Annotated in this window: 2 protein-coding genes; both read right to left on the minus strand. The window is 56.9% G+C overall.

Annotated elements, in window-relative coordinates:
* Positions 1-126: 126 nt before the first annotated feature.
* A complete protein-coding gene (locus AC2FND_RS20280; protein WP_496771498.1) occupies positions 127-972 on the minus strand; it encodes a hypothetical protein in 846 nt (281 codons plus the stop codon).
* Positions 969-1,366: hypothetical protein (locus AC2FND_RS20285; protein ID WP_496771499.1), on the minus strand; the 398-nt coding region annotated here is incomplete at its 5' end. The genes AC2FND_RS20280 and AC2FND_RS20285, both read right to left, overlap by 4 nt.

The following is a 1,366-nucleotide window of genomic DNA, read 5'->3' on the forward strand; positions in this document are numbered from 1 at the left end:
CACTGACCTGCCAAGTGCTGAACGCGCGTGTGCAGGGCTAGAAAACTGATCAGGCGGCCCTTACCGTCCACTATTGCGGTCCTGTCTGGGGACCGTTCAACCGCAGCCGAAAAATGTGCGAGCAGGTCAGCCATTCAGCTTCAGCCCAAGCAGGGAATATCGTCGGAAAATCGTCGCGCCTTCCGTTGCGCTGCGGTCGGCAGAACTGTTGTTATCATGGATCAGCGCATGAATGGCGGTGTCGTACCCCATGCTGAATGCCGTCATGTGAAACCTGTGTGCCAGATGCCGCCCGGCACCAGGTTCGAGACTTGCATAGGTCTTTAGGATTGCGGACCTCGGATTGGGGCCTTCGGCATAGTTGGGAATGCCGAACAGAAATCCGGCCAATGTTCCGTTACGGCGGCGTGCAAACAGGATCAGGTCGCGCTTCATCATCGGCACAACCGGCATATACATGGCCAGAAAATCTGCCTCGGAAATCGGCTTGTAAAACGCGTTGTTTGAGAACGCCCGGGTCGAAAGATCGAAGACCTGACGGAACAGGGCTTCTGGGTCTGTTCCGTCCCACTCTTCCACAACGAAACCATCGGTTTCCGGCGGTGCCGACCCGGCAGCGGCCTGTAGCGGCACCCGCGCCGAAAAGTACCGGCTTATCTCGGCAAAACCTGCCGACCGGAACACCTCGGGCTCATGAGGTTTGTTGCTGGGCTCCATCAGGAACGGAGCGGTCCCGTCGCTGTCTGCGACGAACCTGTAACTGTGCCAGGTATCGCCCGACATAGGTCCAATGATGCGGTCGAGGCCGGCGTCTTGCACCTGCTCTATGCCTTTGCGCAGTATTTCGAGGCCGGCTTCGGGCGATTTACAGGAAAAATCGCCAAAGGTTGCGGCGGGAACGCCGCCCCAGTTCGGACCGTTCAGATATACGGTCAGCTTTGCATCAGCCGTTTTGATGGTCTCTTTGGTCATGAAATAACTCCGGAAAAGAACCCCGCACCAAGCGATCCAGCAACGATCCAAACGTAGTAAAGCAAGGGCGGGGCAACGGCCAACAACGTCAGCCTGAGCACTCTGTCTTTTTCGAGCCAGTGTGGCCGGACCAATGGCACTGCGACTGTACAAAATAATGAGAACAGGGCCAGAACCGTCAGCGGCTCGGCCCAGTTTGACTGTTCAGAATTCTGGGAAACAGCCCAAGTCCGAATGATAAACAGGACAGCCGCAGCAAGCGGTATCGCAAAAGGAATGGGACGCAGCGCGACAACAGTGAGTCCCATGGCCAACCCCATCGCACTGAGCCCAAAGAAGGAAATTGCATCCCATCCCGTTGCATTGCCAGCCGCAAGCCAACCGAACCCCAAAA

This window comes from Ruegeria sp. BHSB056 (genome assembly GCF_059613305.1).

Excerpts from the sequence above, each read along its gene's own strand:
- AC2FND_RS20280 (WP_496771498.1), bottom strand. The coding sequence starts at position 972 with ATGACCAAAGAGACCATCAAAACGGCTGATGCAAAGCTGACCGTATAT.